At 68.5% G+C, this 16,833-nt stretch carries 14 protein-coding genes; all 14 read left to right on the top strand.

Going from position 1 to position 16,833, the window contains the following annotated elements; genetic code table 11:
- Nucleotides 1-227 precede the first annotated feature (227 nt).
- From mraZ to ftsA, 14 genes are read left to right on the top strand one after another with little or no spacing between them, the layout of a single operon-like run.
- Complete coding sequence (gene mraZ, locus AC1DMS_RS07625) at nt 228-656, top strand: division/cell wall cluster transcriptional repressor MraZ (protein WP_012746060.1); 429 nt, start codon at nt 228-230, stop codon at nt 654-656.
- Between the two features lie 8 nt (nt 657-664).
- Complete coding sequence (gene rsmH / locus AC1DMS_RS07620; RefSeq protein ID WP_018903640.1) at nt 665-1,588, top strand: 16S rRNA (cytosine(1402)-N(4))-methyltransferase RsmH; 924 nt, start codon at nt 665-667, stop codon at nt 1,586-1,588.
- Nucleotide 1,589: 1 nt separating this feature from the next.
- On the top strand, nt 1,590-1,937 hold the full coding sequence (ftsL, locus tag AC1DMS_RS07615; protein ID WP_012746062.1) for a cell division protein FtsL: 348 nt from the start codon (nt 1,590-1,592) through the stop codon (nt 1,935-1,937).
- Complete coding sequence (locus AC1DMS_RS07610) at nt 1,934-3,682, top strand: peptidoglycan D,D-transpeptidase FtsI family protein (protein ID WP_012746063.1); 1,749 nt, start codon at nt 1,934-1,936, stop codon at nt 3,680-3,682. Before ftsL ends, AC1DMS_RS07610 begins: the two co-directional genes overlap by 4 nt.
- A gap of 2 nt (nt 3,683-3,684) precedes the next feature.
- Complete coding sequence (locus AC1DMS_RS07605) at nt 3,685-5,247, top strand: Mur ligase family protein (RefSeq protein ID WP_436035128.1); 1,563 nt, start codon at nt 3,685-3,687, stop codon at nt 5,245-5,247.
- Complete coding sequence (locus tag AC1DMS_RS07600; RefSeq protein ID WP_028254045.1) at nt 5,244-6,674, top strand: UDP-N-acetylmuramoyl-tripeptide--D-alanyl-D-alanine ligase; 1,431 nt, start codon at nt 5,244-5,246, stop codon at nt 6,672-6,674. Before AC1DMS_RS07605 ends, AC1DMS_RS07600 begins: the two co-directional genes overlap by 4 nt.
- 15 nt (nt 6,675-6,689) lie before the next feature.
- Nucleotides 6,690-7,868 carry a phospho-N-acetylmuramoyl-pentapeptide-transferase gene (gene mraY, locus AC1DMS_RS07595; RefSeq protein ID WP_012746066.1) on the top strand — a complete coding sequence of 393 codons (1,179 nt, stop codon included), beginning with the start codon at nt 6,690-6,692 and terminating at the stop codon, nt 7,866-7,868.
- Nucleotides 7,869-7,881: 13 nt separating this feature from the next.
- Nucleotides 7,882-10,005, top strand: coding sequence for a UDP-N-acetylmuramoyl-L-alanine--D-glutamate ligase (murD, locus tag AC1DMS_RS07590; RefSeq protein WP_012746067.1), 2,124 nt, complete (start codon nt 7,882-7,884; stop codon nt 10,003-10,005).
- Entirely contained in the window at nt 10,002-11,300 is a 1,299-nt protein-coding gene (gene ftsW / locus AC1DMS_RS07585) for a putative lipid II flippase FtsW (protein WP_012746068.1), read from the top strand. Before murD ends, ftsW begins: the two co-directional genes overlap by 4 nt.
- On the top strand, nt 11,297-12,361 hold the full coding sequence (gene murG, locus AC1DMS_RS07580; RefSeq protein ID WP_018903637.1) for an undecaprenyldiphospho-muramoylpentapeptide beta-N-acetylglucosaminyltransferase: 1,065 nt from the start codon (nt 11,297-11,299) through the stop codon (nt 12,359-12,361). Before ftsW ends, murG begins: the two co-directional genes overlap by 4 nt.
- Nucleotides 12,358-13,815 carry a UDP-N-acetylmuramate--L-alanine ligase gene (murC, locus tag AC1DMS_RS07575; protein ID WP_012746070.1) on the top strand — a complete coding sequence of 486 codons (1,458 nt, stop codon included), beginning with the start codon at nt 12,358-12,360 and terminating at the stop codon, nt 13,813-13,815. Before murG ends, murC begins: the two co-directional genes overlap by 4 nt.
- A complete protein-coding gene (locus tag AC1DMS_RS07570; RefSeq protein ID WP_012746071.1) occupies nt 13,812-14,783 on the top strand; it encodes a D-alanine--D-alanine ligase in 972 nt (323 codons plus the stop codon). Before murC ends, AC1DMS_RS07570 begins: the two co-directional genes overlap by 4 nt.
- Before the next feature lie 2 nt (nt 14,784-14,785).
- Complete coding sequence (locus tag AC1DMS_RS07565) at nt 14,786-15,574, top strand: cell division protein FtsQ/DivIB (protein WP_012746072.1); 789 nt, start codon at nt 14,786-14,788, stop codon at nt 15,572-15,574.
- 23 nt (nt 15,575-15,597) lie between these two features.
- Nucleotides 15,598-16,827 carry a cell division protein FtsA gene (gene ftsA, locus AC1DMS_RS07560; RefSeq protein WP_007832444.1) on the top strand — a complete coding sequence of 410 codons (1,230 nt, stop codon included), beginning with the start codon at nt 15,598-15,600 and terminating at the stop codon, nt 16,825-16,827.
- Nucleotides 16,828-16,833: the final 6 nt, after the last annotated feature.

Genomic DNA, 16,833 nt, shown 5'->3' with positions numbered 1-16,833 from the left:
TCACATTCATTGCGTGAGCTAAGTGCTTAATTCTCAACGAAATTCGCCGATTTCCAGGTTTGGAAATCGGCGCTAAGTCGTTGATTCCATTACAAAAAATAGCACCAACGGCCAGTTGCGTCTGAAGTGTTTCCTGCTACAGTGCAAAAAAGTGCAGTTAAGTGGGAAAAAGTGCGGGTGGTGCCTCTTTCAGGTGCCGCGGCATTCCCAATACAGGGGTTCTGGTCGTGTTTCAAGGCGCTTCATCGCTCAGTCTGGATGCCAAGGGGCGGCTCTCCGTGCCGACCCGGCATCGCGACGTCCTGAGCGCCACGGCGGGCGGCCAGCTCACGATCACCAAGCATCCGCACGGCTGCCTCATGGTGTTCCCGCGTCCCGAGTGGGAGAAATTCAGGGAGCGCATCGCCGCGCTGCCGATGTCGGCACAGTGGTGGAAGCGCGTCTTCCTCGGCAACGCCATGGACGTGGAGATGGACGGCACCGGGCGCATCCTGGTGTCGCCCGAACTGCGTGCCGCCACGGGCATCGTGCGCGACACGCTGCTCCTGGGCATGGGCAACCACTTCGAGCTCTGGGACAAGGCGACCTACGAGGCCAAGGAGGCCGAGGCCACCCAGGGCGAGATGCCGGATGTGTTTCAGGACTTCGCGTTCTGAGGACCGACGTGAACACTCCATGGACCCATACGACCGTCTTGCTGAACGAAGCGGTGGAAGCCCTTCTTTCCGGCAGCACGGCAGCCACCGGCACCTACGTGGATGCGACCTTCGGGCGCGGAGGGCATGCGCGCGCGATCCTCGCGCGGCTGGCACCGGAAGGCAGGCTGATCGCATTCGACAAGGATGCGGAAGCGGTGGCCGAAGCAGCGCGCATCTCGGATGCGCGTTTTTCCATCCGGCACCAGGGATTCCGTTCGCTGGGCGAATTGCCCGATGCCAGCGTGGCGGGTGTGCTGATGGACCTGGGCGTGAGTTCGCCGCAAATCGACAACCCGGTGCGCGGTTTCAGTTTTCGTTTCGACGGTCCGCTCGACATGCGCATGGACACCACGCGCGGCGAGAGCGTGGCCGATTGGCTGGCAACGGCCGAACTCCAGCAGATTGCAGAGGTGATCCGTGACTATGGCGAAGAACGGTTTGCTGTTCAGATTGCAAAGGCGATTGTTGCTCGCAGACAAGAACGGGGCGCAATTTCAACCACCACCGAACTGGCCGAGCTCGTGGCTGGCACGGTCAAAACCCGCGAGCCGGGCCAGAACCCTGCAACGCGCACATTTCAGGCTTTTCGGATTTTCATCAACGCCGAGCTTGAAGAGCTGCAACAGGCGCTAGAGGCGAGCCTTTCCGTGCTGCAACCCGGAGGCCGGCTCGCGGTGATCAGCTTCCATTCGCTGGAAGACCGCATCGTGAAGCAGTTCATCGCCAGGCACTCGAAGGAGGTGTACGACCGCCGTGCGCCCTTCGCCGCCCCGAAGGCCATGAAGCTGCGCGCGCTCGAGCGCATCAAGCCGTCCGACGCCGAAGTGCACGGCAACCCGCGCTCGCGCAGCGCGATCCTGCGCGTGGCCGAGCGCACCCAGGAAGTCTGACGTGGCGCGCCTGAACCTGCTCCTGCTGCTCGCGGTGGTCGCCTCCGCGCTCTACCTCGTGCACACGCAGTACCTGTCGCGCCAGCTCTACACCGAGCTCGACCGCACCCAGCAGGAAGCCCGGCGGCTCGAGCTCGACCACGACCGGCTGCAGGTGGAAAAGCGCGCGCAGGCCACGCCGCTGCGCGTGGAAAAGCTGGCCAAGGAGCAGCTGCAGATGCGCACCACCACGCCGGCCATCACGCAGTACGTGCGGCCCGACGGCACCGTGATTCCGGCCGTGGTGGCACCGCCGCCCGCGCCGCCCGCAACGCCGGCGCCCAAACCCGTCGCGAGGACCCAGCGATGAGCCGCCGCAGCGTCCGCTACACCACCAGCCCCTTGCTCGCGAGCAAGACGCCGGTCTGGCGCAGCAAGTTCATCGTCGCCGGCATCGCCTTCGGCTTCGTGGTGCTGGCGGGCCGGGCCGCCTACGTGCAGGTGTTCAACAACAGCTTCTTCCAGCGGCAGGGCGAAGTGCGCTTTGCGCGCACGCTCGAGCTGCCGGCCAACCGCGGGCGCATCCTCGACCGCAACGGCCTCATCCTGGCGTCCAGCGTGGTGGCGCCGAGCATCTGGGCCATTCCGGAAGACATCGAGCGCGACGACCCCGAGGTGCGCGCCAAGCTCAAGCAGGTGGCCAAGCTGCTCGAGATGCCGCAGAAGGACTTCGACAAGAAGCTCGAGGACGAGGACAAGACCTTCGTCTGGATCAAGCGCCAGGTCGACGAGCCGATTGCCAAGCAGATTGCCGCGCTCAACCTCAAGGGCATCTACCAGCGCAAGGAATACAAGCGCCAGTACCCCGAGGGCGAGGCCGCGGCGCACGTGGTGGGCTTCACCAACGTCGAGGACAACGGGCAGGAAGGCATCGAGCTTTCCTTCAACAAGGAACTGGCCGGCAAGGCCGGCTCGCGCCGCGTCATCAAGGACCGCCTGGGCCGCGTGGTCGAGGGCGTGGGCGAGCAGGTGCCGCCGGTCGACGGCAAGGACATCCAGCTCAGCGTCGACAGCAAGGTGCAGTTCTTCGCCTACCAGAAGCTGCGCGACGCCGTGACCGCGCGTCGTGCTAAGGCCGGCAGCGTGGTGGTGCTGGACGCGGTCACCGGCGAGGTGCTGGCACTGGCCAACTACCCGAGCTACGTGCCCGACAAGCGGCAGAACCTCACGGGCGAGCAGCTGCGCAACCGCGCGCTCACCGACACCTTCGAGCCCGGCTCGACCATGAAGCCGATCACCGTGGCCATGGCGCTGGAGGCCGGCCGCGTGAAGCCCTCGACGCTGATCGAGACCTCGCCCGGCCGCTTCCAGCTGGGCGGCTTCACCATCAGCGACACGCACAACTACGGCACGCTCACGGTCGAGGGCGTGATCCAGAAGTCCAGCAACGTGGGGGCGCTCAAGATCGCGCAGAAGATGACCCCGCACGAGATGTGGGACACCTACACCGCGCTCGGCTACGGCCAGAAGCCGCAGATCCAGTTCCCCGGCGCGGTCACGGGGCGCCTGCGCCCCTGGAAGACCTGGAAGCCCGTGGAGCAGGCCACCATGGCCTATGGCTACGGCCTGTCGGCGTCGCTCTTCCAGATGGCGCATTCGTACACCGCCTTCGCGCACGACGGCGCGATCATTCCGGTCACCATCCTCAAGAGCACCGAGTCGCCCGCGGGTGTGCGGGTGTTCTCGCCGTCGAACGCGCTGGCGGTGCGCAAGATGCTGCAGATGGCGGCAGGTCCGGGCGGCACCGGCACGCGCGCGCAGACCGTCGGCTATTCGGTCGGCGGCAAGTCGGGCACCGCGCACAAGCAGGTTGGCAAAGGTTACGCGAGCAACAAATATCGCGCGTGGTTCACCGGCATGGCACCGATCGAAAAGCCGCGCATCATCGTCGGCGTGATGATCGACGAGCCGAGCGACGGCCAGTACTTCGGCGGCGTGGCCGCCGCGCCCGTTTTCAGCGAGGTCGTGCAGCAGACCCTGCGCATGATGAACGTTCCGCCCGACCTCGCGGTCAAACCGCTGGTGGTGACGCAAGGCGTCGACGAGAGCTTCTGAGCATGCTGACACTCACTTCCCCTCAACTCGCCGCGCTCTGGCTCAAGGAGCGCGTGCAGGGTGCGCTGCATGCGGACAGCCGGCCGGTGGGCGCGGGCGACGGCTTCATTGCCTGGCCCGGCGCGGCCACCGACGGGCGCAGGCACGTGGCTTCGGCACTGGCGCAGGGCGCCGCGGCCTGCCTGGTCGAGCAGCAGGGCGCCGAGGCCTTCGGTTTCGATGGCGACGAGCGCATTGCAAGCTATCCGGGGCTCAAGGCCGCCACCGGCCCGATCGCATCGGCTTTCTACGACAACCCCTCGGCCGCGCTCGAAGTGCTGGCCGTGACCGGCACCAACGGCAAGACCTCCACCGCATGGTGGCTCGCCGAATCGCTTTCCACGCTGGCCGTGCCCGGCGGCGTTCGCGCGCCGCGGCTGGACGGCAGCGCCGAGCGCGGCGTGCCTTCGCCCTGTGCGGTGATGGGCACGCTGGGCATCGGCATGCCGCCGGAGCTCGTCTACACCGGCCTCACCACGCCCGACCCGGTGATGATGCAGCGCGAGCTGCGCGCGCTGGTCGAGCGCGGCTTCGGCGCCTGCGCCATCGAGGCCTCGTCGATCGGCATCGCCGAACGCCGGCTCGACGGTGCGCGCATCGCGGTGGCGGTGTTCACCAATTTCACGCAGGACCATCTCGATTACCACGGCAGCATGGATGCCTACTGGCAGGCCAAGGCCGAGCTGTTCCGCTGGCCCGGGCTGCGCGCCGCGGTGATCAACATCGACGACGTGCATGGCGCGAGCCTGTGCGCGAACCTGCTCGAGGCCGGCATCGGTGCGCTCGACGTCTGGACCGTGTCGGCCGCCGGCGCGCCGGCGCGGCTCATGGCGCGCGACGTCGGCTACGACGCGCAGGGCCTGCGCTTCTCGGTGGCCGAGCACGACAACGATGCGGTGGAGCGCATGTCGACCGGCCTGATCGGCCAGTACAACGTGGCCAACCTGCTGGGCGTGCTCGGCACGCTGCGGGCCCTGGGGCTGTCGCTCGCGCAGGCCGTGGCGGCCTGCAGCAGGCTCACCAGCGTGCCGGGCCGCATGGAGCGCGTGGGCGCCGCCGATTCCAACGCGGCTGCGCCGCTGGCGGTGGTCGACTATGCCCACACGCCCGACGCCCTCGACAAGGCGCTGGCCGGCCTGCGCCCGCTTGCGCAGCAGCGCGGCGGCGCGCTCTGGTGCGTGTTCGGCTGCGGCGGCGACCGCGATCCGATCAAGCGCCCGATGATGGCCGCGGTGGCCGAGCGCCAGGCCGACCGCGTGGTCGTGACCAGCGACAACCCGCGCAGCGAGAACCCCGACGCGATCATCAGCCAGGTGCTGCTCGGCCTCGCGCGCCCCGAAGCGGCCCAGGTGCAGCCCGACCGCGCGGCCGCCATTGCCGACGCCATCGCGCAGGCCGCGCCGCAGGACGTGGTGCTGCTCGCCGGCAAGGGCCATGAAGCCTGGCAGGAAATCGCCGGCCAGCGCATACCGTTCTCGGACCGCATCCACGCGCTCGATGCGCTTTCGAAGCGGGGTGCCGCATGAGCCACTCGCCGATGATGTTCACGCTGGCCCAGGCGCAGCAATGGATTCCAGGCGCGCGCCTGGTGGGCGACGGCGCTACGGCCATTGCCCGCGTCCATACCGACACCCGCACGCTCGCGGATGGCGACCTGTTCGTGGCGCTCAAGGGCGAACGCTTCGACGCCAACGAATTCCTGGCCGATGCCAAGGCGCGCGGCGCCGTCGCCGCCATTGCACACGGCGGTCTCGAGGCGGCCGGCCTGGCGGGCCTCGAAGTGCCCGATTCGCTGGCCGCGCTCGGCGCGCTCGGCGCCGGCTGGCGCGCGCAGTTCGATCTGCCGCTGATCGCCGTGACCGGCAGCAACGGCAAGACCACCGTCACGCAGATGATCGCGGCCGTGCTGGTCGCCTTCAGGGGCGATCGCGCGCTCGCGACGGCCGGCAACTTCAACAACGAGATCGGCGTTCCACTGACTTTGCTGCGCCTGCGCGCGAAGCACCAGCATGCGGTGGTCGAGCTGGGCATGAACCATCCGGGCGAGATCGCGCGGCTCGCGGCCATTGCGCGTCCGACCGTCGCGCTGGTCAACAACGCGCAGCGCGAGCACCTGGAGTTCATGGCCACCGTGGAAGCGGTGGCGCTCGAGAACGGCGCGGTGTTTTCCTTCGTGCCGGAGGACGGCACCGCGGTGTTCCCGCACGGCGACGAATTCGCTCCTCTGTGGAACGACATGGCGCACGACGGCGCCACGCGCCGCTGCATGACCTTCGGCGAGCATGAAGACGCCGATATTTCTCTGGTGGGCGCCGAATGGCAGCAGGGCGCATGGCAGGTCCGCATCCGCACGCCGCTGGGCGACTTCGATGCGCAGTTGCACATCGCGGGCCGGCACAACGTCGTCAATGCGCTGGCGGCGACCGCGTGCGCGCTCGCTACCGGCATTCCGCCCGAGACCATTGCGCGCGGCCTCTCGGCCTTCGAACCGGTGAAGGGCCGCTCCAAGGCGAGCGCGGTGCTGCTGCCCGGCGGCCATTCGCTCACGCTGGTGGACGACAGCTACAACGCCAATCCCGATTCCGTGCGCGCGGCCATCGACGTGCTCGCGGCCTTGCCCGGTCCGCGCCTCCTGGTGCTCGGCGACATGGGCGAGGTCGGCAACCGCGCGCCCGAGTTCCATGCCGAGGTCGGCGACTGGGCGCGCCAGCGCGGCATCGAGGCCGTGTATGCGCTCGGCGCCGAAACCGCGCACAGCATCGCGGCCTTCGACGGCGGCGACAACGGCCGCCATTTCCCGGACATCGAGACGCTCGGCGCCGCGGTGCTGGCGCGGCTGCCCCAGGTGGGGAGCGTGCTCGTCAAGGGCTCGCGCTTCATGAAGATGGAGCGCGTGGTGCAGGCGATCGAGCAATCACGACAACAACAAAAGGAGGCCGGTCATGACGCATGAGCCGCGCGACACCACATGCTGATGAGCCTGGCCCAATGGCTGCAGACACTTTCGCCCGAGTTCGGGTTCTTGCGCGTTTTCCAGTACCTCACCTTCCGTGCGCTGATGGCTGCGCTGACGGCGCTGGTGGTCGGCCTGGTGGCCGGGCCCTATGTGATCCGCCGCCTGGCCGCGCTCAAGATCGGCCAGCCGGTGCGCGGCTATGGCATGGAAACGCACCTCACCAAGAGCGGCACGCCCACCATGGGCGGCGTGCTGGTGCTGTTCGCCATTGCCTTCGCCACGCTGATGTGGTTCGACCCCTCCAACCGCTTCGTGTGGATCGTGCTGTGGGTCACGCTGGGCTTCGGCGCCATCGGCTGGGTCGACGACTGGCGCAAGGTGGTGCGCAAGGACCCGGAGGGCATGCGCTCGCGCGAGAAGTATTTCTGGCAGTCGGTGGTGGGCCTGATCGCGGGCTTCTACCTGCTCTTCAGCATCTCGGAAAGTTCGAACTGGCGCGTGCTGCAGCTGTTCTTCGCCTGGGTGCAGTCGGGCTTCGACCTGGACTTTCCGCCCAAGATCAACCTGCTGGTGCCCTTCTTCAAGGAAGTGAGCTACCCGCTCGGCGGCATCGGCTTCGTGATCCTCACGTACCTGGTGATCGTGGGCGCGAGCAACGCGGTCAACCTGACCGACGGCCTGGACGGCCTGGCGATCATGCCGGTGGTGATGGTGGGTTCGGCACTGGGCGTGTTCGCCTACGTGACGGGCAGCGCGGTGTATTCCAAGTACCTGCTGTTTCCCAACATCCCGGGCTCGGGCGAGCTGCTGGTGTTCTGCTCGGCCATGGCCGGCGCAGGGCTCGCGTTCCTCTGGTTCAACACCCATCCGGCGCAGGTCTTCATGGGCGACGTGGGCGCGCTCGCGCTGGGCGGCGCGCTAGGCACCATCGCGGTCATCGTGCGCCAGGAGATCGTGTTCTTCATCATGGGCGGCATCTTCGTGGTCGAGGCGATCTCGGTGATGGCGCAGGTCATGTACTTCAAGTACACCAAGAAGCGCTACGGCGAGGGCCGCCGCGTGCTCAAGATGGCGCCGCTGCACCACCACTTCGAGAAGAGCGGCTGGCGCGAGACGCAGGTCGTGGTGCGCTTCTGGATCATCACGATGCTGCTGTGCCTCATCGGCCTGTCGACGCTGAAGCTGCGGTGAGAAGAAAAAACACATGCGGCACCTGAAAGACCTCCCCGTATTGATCCTCGGCCTCGGTGCGTCCGGGCTGGCGATGGCGCGCTGGTGCGCGCGCCACGGCGCGGTCGTCACGGTGGCCGACACGCGCGAGGCGCCGGCGCTGCTTGCGACGCTGCGGGCGGAATGGCCCGAGGTGGCGTTCATCGGCGGGCCGTTCTCGGCCGCGCTGGTCGAAGGCACGCCGATCCGCGCGGTGTACCGCTCGCCGGGCCTGTCGCCCGCCACCATCGCACCGGTCGTCGATGCGGCGCGGGCCGTGGGGCTCGCGGTCGGCGGCGAACTGGATCTGTTTGCGCGCGCGCTGCTGGACCTGCGGACCGTCGAGGTGCCGGTGGCCGAGGCGGCGCCTGAAGTGCCGGAAGACGAGCCTGCGGTGGAGGTGCCGGCGGAGCCCGTCGCGGAACCCGATGCGCAAGGCGAATTGCCGCTCGCTGGTGAGCCGGCGGAAGCTGCGGACGCCGCGGCACCGGAAGAGCCGGCAACGCCCGAGATGCCGCAAGCGGCCGAGCCCGTGGCCGATGCCGCTGCCGATGCGGCAGAAGCCGAGCCCGCACCGCCCGCCGCGCAGGCCGAAGCCATGCCGCGCGACCCGTCGCTGAGCGTTCCCGCCGCGCCGCCGCCAGGCGACGAGCAACAGCCAGCGCAGGAGCAGGCGCCGGCAGCCGAGACGCAGGACGCCGCCGAACCGGCACCCGCGCCCGCGTCCGCGCCTGCCACCGTGTCTCGCTTGCCGACCCCCGGCCAGCCCTACGTCCCCACGGCCGCCAGGGAGGCCGCCGAGTTCGTCGCCAAGATCGCCGAACTCTCCGCCACCAACCCGGCCTCCGCCGCAGTCGAGGAAGAAGACACGCCGCAGCTCAAGCTCGTGCCGATCGAGGAGCCGCCGGCGCCCAGGGGCTACACGCCCGCGGTGCTCGCCGTCACCGGCACCAACGGCAAGACTACCGTCACCGCGCTCACCGGCCAGCTGGTCGAGCGCGCGGGCAAGAGCGTGGCCGTGGCCGGCAACATCGGCCCGACGCTGCTCGACACCCTGGCCGCACACATCGATGCCGAGACGCTGCCCGATGTCTGGGTGCTCGAGCTCTCGAGCTTCCAGCTCGACGGCGTGCAGGGCTTCGAGCCGACTGCCGCCACCGTGCTCAACCTCACGCAGGACCATCTCGACTGGCATGGGGACATGCAGGCGTATGCATCGGCCAAGGCGCGCATCTTCGGCACGCAGGGCCTCATGGTGCTCAACCGCGACGACCCTGGCGTGATGGCCATGCTGCCCGCGCCCGTCAAGGTGAAGCTGCAGCGCCCGCAGGTCCGCGCCCATGTCACCTTCGGCGCGTCGATGCCGCTGCGTCCGGGCGACTACGGCATCGAGCGCGTCAACGGCATGGCCTGGCTGGTGCGCGCACTCGAGGCCGACGAAACGCAGAAGCGCAAGCGCGGCGCAGTGGTCGAGGAAGAAATCTTCCTGCAGCGCCTGCTGCCCGCCGACGTGCTGCGCATCCGCGGCCGCCACAACGCGATGAACGCGCTGGCGGCGCTCGCGCTGGCCAGCGCCGCCGGCTGCCCGCTCGGGCCGATGCTCTACGGCCTGCGCGAATACCGCGGCGAGCCGCACCGCGTGGAGCCAATCGCCATCGTCGATGAGGTCGAGTACTTCGACGACAGCAAGGGCACCAACGTCGGCGCAACGGTCGCCGCGCTCAACGGCCTGGGCGAAGACCGCCGCGTGGTTGTGATCCTCGGCGGCGAGGGCAAGGGCCAGGACTTCGAACCGCTGGCCGCGCCCGTCGCGCAGTACGCGCGCGCCGTGGTGCTGATCGGCCGCGATGCGCCGCTGATCGAGCAGGCGCTGGCCGCCACCGGCGCCTCGCTGATGCATGCGGGCTCGATGCAGGAGGCCGTCAAGCTGGCCGCCGCGCGCGCCAACCCCGGCGATGCCGTGCTGCTGTCGCCGGCCTGTGCGAGCTTCGACATGTTCAAGGACTACGAGCACCGCGCGGCCGTGTTCCGCGAGGCCGTGCAGGCGCTCGAGGACGAGCCTCGCATGGCCGGCCCGTCGTCGAACGATGCCGATTTTTCTTCGGGAGGTCCGGCTTGAACACCACGGCCGCAGGCGCCACGCCCAACGCGAAGACCAGCCGTTTCGGCGGCTGGTTCAGCCGCGCGCGCAGCGGCATCGACTCGCTGCCCGTGCACCTGCCGGTGCGGCTGGGCGGCGCCGGTGTCACGCAGACCAAGGCCGCGCCGATGCGCGTGCTCGGCTTCGACCAGGCGCTGGTCTGGGTCACGGTCGCGCTGCTCACCTGGGGCCTGGTGATGGTGTATTCGGCCTCCATCGCGCTGCCGGACAACCCGCGCTTCGCGCGTGCGGGCTACAGCGCATCTTTCTTCCTCACGCGGCATGCGGCCTCGGTGGTGTTCGCGTTCATTGCGGCGCTGCTGGCCTTCCAGATTCCCATGAAGACCTGGGAGCGCGCCGCGCCCTGGCTCTTCGTGGCCTCGCTGCTGCTGCTGGTGGCGGTGCTCATTCCGCACATCGGCATCAACGTCAACGGCGCGCGGCGCTGGCTGCCGCTGGGCTTCATGCGCTTCCAGCCGTCCGAGCTTGCCAAGCTCGCGATGGTGCTCTATGCCGCCAGCTACATGGTGCGCAAGATGGAGATCAAGGAGCGCTTCTTCCGCGCCGTGCTGCCGATGGGCGTGGCGGTGGTGGTGGTGGGCATGCTGGTGATGGCCGAGCCCGACATGGGCGCGTTCATGGTGATTGCCGTGATCGCCATGGGCATCCTGTTCCTGGGCGGCGTGAACGCACGCATGTTCTTCGTGATCGCGGCGCTGGTGGTGGTGGCCTTCGGCACCATCGTCGCCTCCAGCTCGTGGCGACGCGAGCGCATCTTCGCGTACCTCGATCCGTGGAGCGAGGAGCATGCGCTGGGCAAGGGCTACCAGCTGTCGCACTCGCTGATCGCCATCGGGCGCGGCGAGATCTTCGGCGTCGGGCTGGGCGGCAGCGTCGAGAAGCTGCACTGGCTGCCCGAGGCGCACACCGACTTCCTGCTCGCGGTGATCGGCGAGGAGTTCGGCCTGGTCGGCGTGTTGCTGATCATCGGCCTGTTCCTCTGGCTCACGCGCCGCATCATGCACATCGGCCGCCAGGCGATTGCGCTGGACCGCGTGTTCTCGGGCCTCGTGGCGCAGGGCGTGGGCGTGTGGATCGGCTTCCAGGCCTTCATCAACATGGGCGTGAACCTCGGCGCGCTGCCGACCAAGGGGCTCACCTTGCCGCTGATGAGCTTCGGCGGCTCGGCCATCCTGATGAACCTGGTGGCGCTGGCGGTGGTGCTGCGTATCGACTACGAGAATCGTGTGTTGATGCGGGGAGGCCGCATATGACCGGGCGCACCGCACTCGTCATGGCCGGCGGCACCGGCGGCCACATCTTTCCGGGGCTCGCGGTGGCCGAGGCGCTGCGCGAGCGCGGCTGGCGCGTGCACTGGCTGGGCGCGCCCGGCAGCATGGAAGAAAAGCTCGTGCCGCCGCGCGGCTTCGCCTTCGAGCCGGTGCAGTTCGGCGGCGTGCGCGGCAAGGGGCCGCTCACGCTGTTCCTGCTGCCGCTGCGGCTCCTGCGCGCGTTCTGGCAGAGCATCGGCGTGGTGCGCCGCGTGCAGCCCAACGTCGTCGTGGGCCTGGGCGGCTACATCACCTTTCCGGGCGGAATGATGAGCGTGCTGCTCAACAAGCCGCTGGTGCTGCATGAGCAGAACTCGGTGGCCGGCCTTGCCAACAAGGTGCTGGCGGGTGTGGCCGACCGCGTGTTCACGGCTTTCCCCAATGTGCTGAAGAAGGCGCAGTGGGTAGGTAATCCGCTGCGCGCGGCGTTCACCTCGCAGCCCGAACCGGCCGTGCGCTTCGCCGGCCGCAGCGGGCCGCTGCGTCTGCTGGTGGTTGGCGGCAGCCTGGGCGCCAAGGCACTCAACGCCGTGGTGCCGCAGGCGCTGGCGCGTATTGCGCCGGCCGTGCGCCCGCAGGTGCTGCACCAGAGCGGCGCCAAACAGATCGACGAACTGCGCGCCAACTACGCGGCAGCCGGCGTCGAGGGCGAACTCACGCCCTTCATCGAAGACACCGCGCAGGCCTACGCCGACGCCGACATCATCGTCGCGCGCGCCGGGGCCAGCACCGTAACAGAAATCGCGGCCGTCGGCGCAGCAGCGCTGTTCGTGCCTTTTCCCTCGGCGGTCGACGACCACCAGACCACCAACGCGCGCTTCCTCGTCGACGCGGGCGGCGGCTGGCTGGTGCAGCAGGCCGACCTCACTCCTGAATTGCTGGCTGATTTGCTACAGAAAACCGAGCGCACCGCGCTGATCGACAAGGCCGCCAAGGCCAAAACCATGCAGAAGACCGAAGCAGTGGAAGCGGTCGTCCGCGCCTGCGAGGAGCTTGCCAGATGAAGCACGCGATTCGTCACATCCATTTCGTGGGCATCGGCGGCTCGGGCATGAGCGGCATCGCCGAAGTGCTGTTCAACCTGGGCTACCGCATCACCGGCTCCGACCTGGCCGACAGCGCCACCTTGCGCCGGCTTGCCGGCCTGGGCATCGGTACCTTCGTGGGCCACGCCGCCGCGCACATCGACGGCGCGGATGCGGTGGTCACTTCCACCGCGGTGCAGTCGGACAACCCCGAGGTGCTGGCCGCGCGCGAGAAGCGCATTCCGGTGGTGCCGCGCGCGCTGATGCTGGCCGAGCTGATGCGCCTCAAGCAGGGCATCGCGATTGCGGGCACGCACGGCAAGACCACCACCACCAGCCTGGTGGCGAGCGTGCTCGATGCGGCCGGGCTCGACCCGACCTTCGTGATCGGCGGGCGCCTGAACAGTGCCGGCGCCAATGCGCAGCTCGGCAGCGGCGACTACATCGTGGTGGAGGCCGACGAGTCGGACGCCTCGTTCCTGAACCTGCTGCCCGTCATGGCGGTGGTCACGAACATCGACGCCGACCACATGGAAACCTACGGGCACGACTTCGCGAAGCTCAAGAAGGCTTTCGTCGACTTCCTGCACCGCATGCCGTTCTATGGCGTGGCCATCCTGTGCACCGACGATCCGGCGGTGCGCGACATCGTGGCCGAAGTCACCTGCCCGGTGACGAGCTACGGCTTTGGCGAAGAGGCCCAGGTGCGCGCGATCGACGTGCGCGCAGTGGGCGGCCAGATGCACTTCACCGCGCAGCGGCGCAACGGCGTCACGCTGCCCGACCTGCCGATCGTGCTGAACCTGCCGGGCGAGCACAACGTGCGCAATGCGCTCTCGGTGATCGCGGTGGCGGTGGAACTCGGCATTCCCGACGAAGCGGTGCAGCGCGGCCTGGCCGGCTTCAAGGGCGTGGGCCGCCGCTTCCAGAGCTATGGCGAGGTGGCCGCGCAGGGCGAGCCGGCCGGCAGCTTCACCGTGATCGACGACTACGGCCACCACCCGGTCGAGATGGCCGCAACCATTGCCGCCGCACGCGGCGCGTTTCCGGGGCGACGGCTGGTGCTGGCCTTCCAGCCGCACCGCTACACCCGCACGCGCGACTGCTTCGAGGACTTCGTCAAGGTCATCGGCAATGCCGACGCGGTGCTGCTGGGCGAGGTCTATGCCGCGGGCGAGCCGCCCATCGTGGCGGCGGACGGCCGCACGCTGGCGCGCGCCCTGCGCGTGGCCGGCAAGGTGGAGCCGGTGTTCGTCGACGACATCGGCGCCATGCCGCAGGCCATCCTGGACAACGCGCGCGCCGGCGACGTGGTGCTTTGCATGGGCGCCGGCTCCATCGGCGCCGTGCCGGGCAAGGTGGTTGAAATTGCAGCCGCGGCATCGCTGCCGCAACAAACAACGCGCACCAGGCGCAAGGGGGAGGCATCATGAGCCTTCAGGATCCAAAGCAGTTCGGCAAGGTGGCCGTGCTGTTCGGCGGAAGCTCCGCCGAGCGCGAAATCTCGCTCCTGTCCGGCAACGGCGTGCTCGAGGCGCTGCGCTCGCGCGGCGTCGATGCGCATGCCTTCGATCCCGCCGAGCGCGACCTCGTCGAGCTGCGGCGCGAGGGCTTCGCGCGCTGCTTCATCGCGCTGCATGGCCGGCATGGCGAGGACGGCACGGTGCAGGGCGCGCTCGAGCTGCTCGGCATTCCCTATACCGGCTCGGGCGTGATGGCTTCGAGCGTGGCCATGGACAAGGTCATGACCAAGCGCATCTGGCAGGCCGACGGCCTGCCGACGCCCCGGTACGTGCGCCTGGCGTTCGACCAGCAAAGCCGCGAGCAGGTCCGCGCCGTGCCCGACGTTCTGGGCCTGCCGCTGATCGTGAAGCCGCCGCGCGAGGGCTCGTCGATCGGCGTGACCAAGGTCGAGGGCTATTCGCAGATGCAGGACGCGGTGACGCTGTCGGCCAGGTACGACGCCGACGTGCTGTGCGAGGAATTCATCGAAGGCGAGGAAGTGACTTGCGCCGTGCTCGGCCAGGGGCTCGACGCGCGCGCGCTGCCGGTGGTGCGCATTGCCGCACCCGAAGGCGCCTACGACTACCAGAACAAGTATTTCACCGACGACGTGAAGTACCACTGCCCGAGCGGGCTGCCCGAAGCCGAGGAGCACGAGATCCAGCGCATCACGCTGGCCGCGTACCACACGCTCGGCTGCCGCGGCTGGGGCCGCGCCGACGTGATGATCCGCGCGAGCGACCGCAAGCCCTTCCTGCTCGAGATGAACACCTCGCCCGGCATGACCAGCCATTCGCTGGTGCCCATGTCGGCGCGCGCATCGGGCATTGCCTACGAAGACCTGTGCCTGCGCGTGCTGGCCTCGGCTTCGCTGGATGCCGCGGGGGGAGCGCAATAGCCATGGCCGACAGCATTCCCGTGCCCTTCGACGTCAAGCTCATGAACATCGTCTCGAACCTGGCGTTCGTGGTGGTGGCGCTCATGCTGCTGGCGGCAGGCGCATGGTGGGTGCTGCGCCAGCCGTTCTTTCCCATCGGCGGCATCAAGGTCGACGGCGACGTGACGCACAACAACGCCGTGACGCTGCGCGCCAACGTCGCGCCGCAGCTCGCGGGCAACTTCTTCACCGTCGACCTGGCGCGTGCGCGGACGGCCTTCGAGTCGGTGCCGTGGGTGCGCAAGGCGGTGGTGCGGCGCGAGTTCCCGAACAAGCTGCGCGTGACGCTGACCGAGCAGGTGCCGGTGGCCAACTGGGGCGACGAGGCCGGCTCGAAGCTGATCAACGGCTTCGGCGAGGTGTTCGAAGCCAACGTGGCCGAGGTCGACGACCGGCTGCCGCGGCTCGACGGTCCGATCGAGCAGGCCGGGCAGGTGCTTGGCATGTACCGCGTGATTGCGCCGCTGTTCCCGCCCTACGACTTCAGCGTGGAAGAACTCACGCTGTCGAGCCGGGGCAGCTGGAAGGCGGTGCTGGACACCGGCGCCGAGATCGAGCTGGGCCGCGGCCAGGCCGAGGAAGTGACGGCCCGCACCCAGCGTTTCCTGAAGACCGTGACCCAGGTCGCGGGCCAATACCGTCGCACCGCGGCGGACGTCGAGGGGGCCGACCTGCGGCACAACGACGCCTATGCGCTGCGTCTTCGCGGCGTCACCACGGTCGTTGCCGACCCCAAGACCAAGAAGAAATAGATAGCGAATACCGAGGACATTCAATGCCCAAAGAATACAAAGACCTGGTTGTCGGACTCGACATCGGAACCGCCAAGGTGATGGTGGTCGTCGCCGAGGTGCTGCCCGGCGGCGAACTCAAGCTCGCGGGGCTCGGCATCGCGCCGAGCAACGGCCTCAAGCGCGGCGTGGTGGTGAACATCGACGCCACGGTGCAGAGCATCCAGCAGGCCTTGAAGGAGGCCGAGCTGATGGCCGACTGCAAGATCAGCCGCGTCTACACCGGCATCACCGGCAGCCACATCCGCGGCATCAATTCGAGCGGCATGGTGGCGGTGAAGGACAAGGAAGTCACGCCCGCCGACGTGGCCCGCGTGGTGGAGACCGCGCGCGCCATCAACATCTCGAGCGACCAGCGCCTGTTGCTGGTGGAGCCGCAGGAGTTCGTGATCGACGGCCAGGACGTGAAGGAGCCGATCGGCATGAGCGGCATGCGGCTGGAGGCCAAGGTGCACATCGTGACCGGCGCCCAGAGCGCGGCCGAGAACATCATCAAGTGCGTGCGCCGCTGCGGCCTCGAAGTTGACCAGCTGATGCTCAACCCGCTGGCCTCGAGCCAGGCGGTGCTGACCGAGGACGAGCGCGAGCTCGGCGTGGTGCTGGTGGACATCGGCGCGGGCACCACCGACGTGGCCATCTTCACCAACGGCGCGATCCGCCACACGGCGGTGATCCCGATCGCGGGCGACCTCATCACCAGCGACATCGCGATGGCGCTGCGCACGCCCACCAAGGACGCCGAAGACATCAAGGTCGAGAACGGCTACGCCAAGCAGCTCCTGGCCGATCCCGACACGCAGGTGGAAGTGCCCGGCCTGGGCGACCGCGGCCCGCGCATGCTGAGCAAGCAGGCGCTGGCCGGCGTGATCGAGCCGCGCATCGAGGAGATCTTCTCGCTGGTGCAGCAGGTGGTGCGCGAGTCGGGCTACGAAGAAGTGCTCTCTTCGGGCGTGGTGCTCACGGGCGGCAGCGCCGTGATGCCCGGCATGGTCGAGCTCGGCGAGGACATCTTCCTGAAGCCGGTGCGCCGCGGCATTCCGAAGTATTCGAGCGCGCTCTCCGACATGGTGGCGCAGCCGCGCGCGGCCACCGTGATGGGCCTGCTCGAGGAAGCGCGCTTCGCACGCATGCGCGGCTTCAAGGTGGCGCAGAAGAACGGGTCCGTAAAGACTGCGTTCGGACGTTTCAAGGACTTCATCGTGGGGAACTTCTGACCATGA

This window comes from Variovorax sp. 05T418 (assembly GCF_056396385.1).
This window is presented reverse-complemented; position numbering and strand designations above follow the sequence as displayed.